Annotated in this window: 2 protein-coding genes; one reads left to right on the top strand and one right to left on the bottom strand. The window is 61.9% G+C overall.

The genetic code is table 11. From position 1 onward, the window contains the following. A partial coding sequence (locus VGP75_RS06845; protein ID WP_327542942.1) for a divergent polysaccharide deacetylase family protein occupies positions 1-1,294 on the top strand: 1,294 nt, incomplete at its 5' end. Between the two features lie 33 nt (positions 1,295-1,327). Here the strand turns inward: VGP75_RS06845 and VGP75_RS06840 are convergent. Further along, a partial coding sequence (locus VGP75_RS06840; RefSeq protein WP_327542941.1) for an anthranilate synthase component I family protein occupies positions 1,328-1,862 on the bottom strand: 535 nt, incomplete at its 5' end.

Below are 1,862 nucleotides of genomic sequence, written 5' to 3'. Positions count from 1 at the left end.
GCCCGTCGTCGAGACCGTGGAAGAGCCCGCGCCGCAAGCGACGACAACGACATCCGCGCCTGTTTTGGCAGATGATGCAGTTGAAACGTCCGAAAGCACACCACTTGTGACACCTGGACAGGATGACACACCAGCCGCCGTTGCGCCGCCTGTGATTGTTGTTGAGGATCAAACCGAAGCGGTTGCTGCGGATGCTGAAACCACAGAGACCGCGCTAGCGACAGAGCCCGCGCCTGAGCCGCAAGATGCGGCACCGGCACCGCAGGACACTCCGCAAACCGCGGTTGCTGAGGTTCCGCAGGACACGCCGTTGGAAGTTACCGCAGCGGATGAGCCTGTCAGCGAAGCTGCAGTTGAGACTGCGCAGGCTCCTGTCGCAACCGAGACTGTCATGGTGACGCCGGAAGAAACACCTGCGCCCGAGCAAGAAACCACTGCCCCAGAGGACGAAGCGACGGTGCCAGAGCAAGCACCCATTGCGTCAGACCAGCCGGTGATTGTGGCACAAGCCTTGCCACAAACATCAGGCGGGGTGCGGATCAACCGTCCGGGGGCAGAGCCGGAAGAGACCGAGACCGTCGCACCGACGCCCGCCGAGGCTGACGTACTGCCAGATGATGCCCCCGCCCTGTTGCGCTTTGCGGCACCTTTTGAAGCGACAGAAGGCCTGCCAAAGATCGCCGTTGTGCTGGTCGATACCGATGCGATGGCGGACGCGGCTCCTGCACTCGCGGCGCTGGGTTTTGCGCCGACGGTTGCGATTAATGCGCTCGCCGACGGGGCAGTCGAGAAGATGGCGGCCTATCGCGCGGCGGGGCTTGAGGTGGCACTTCAGGCTGATCTTCCCTCGGGTGCGCGCCCTGCGGATGTGGAAGTGGCCTTCGAGGCGGCGTTCCAGCTCTTGCCCGAATCCGCGATGCTGTTTTCATTGGGCGCAGGCGCGATCCAGGACCGCTCCGTCACTGCGCAGGTGATGCAGATATTGGCGGCTGACGGCCTTGGTTTTGTCACCATCCAGCGCGGGCTGAGCGACGCGACGCGCGCGGCGGAACAGGCCGGTGTGCCTGCCGCGACGATCCTGCGCGACCTCGATGGCGAGAACGAAGACAGCGGCGCAATTGCGCGCGCGCTGGATCAGGCCGCGTTCCGTGCGCGCCAGACCGGTGACGTTGTAATCATGGGGCGGATGACGCCGGACACACTCGCAGCGCTACGCGAGTGGGCGGATCAGCTTGACCAGTCGACACTTGCGATTGTGCCTGTCTCGGCGATACTACTTTCAAAAGGCGAATAAGGGCAAACGCCGGACTTCAAAGCCGTTAATGCGCTAGTTACCGCTGCCGCGGAACATCGTGGCATCTGCGGCAGCTTTGCGGATGGCGTTCGATTTATGTACGGTTTCCTGATATTCCGCCTCGGGGTCGCTGTCGTAGACCACACCACCGCCGGCCTGAATATACAGCTTTTCGTCTTTCAAAACGGCGGTGCGCAGCGCGATGCACATATCCATATCGCCATTGGCGCTGAAGTATCCGCACCCACCGCCATAGACGCCGCGTTTTTCGGGCTCCAATTCGTCAATGATCTCCATCGCGCGGACCTTGGGCGCGCCTGATACGGTGCCGGCAGGCATGCCTGCAAAGAATGCGCTGAGGGCGTCCTGATCATCAGCCAATTCACCCACCACATTGGAGACGATGTGCATGACATGGCTGTAGCGTTCGACGATGAATTGCTCGGTCGGGCGCACCGTGCCGATTTTGCTGACCTTGCCGGTGTCGTTGCGTCCCAGATCAAGCAGCATCAGATGTTCGGCCAGTTCTTTCTGGTCGGCCATCAGATCGGCCTCGTTCGCGTTGTCT

Source organism: Yoonia sp., assembly GCF_036007805.1.
In the GTDB taxonomy this organism is placed as follows: domain Bacteria; phylum Pseudomonadota; class Alphaproteobacteria; order Rhodobacterales; family Rhodobacteraceae; genus Yoonia.
This window is presented reverse-complemented; position numbering and strand designations above follow the sequence as displayed.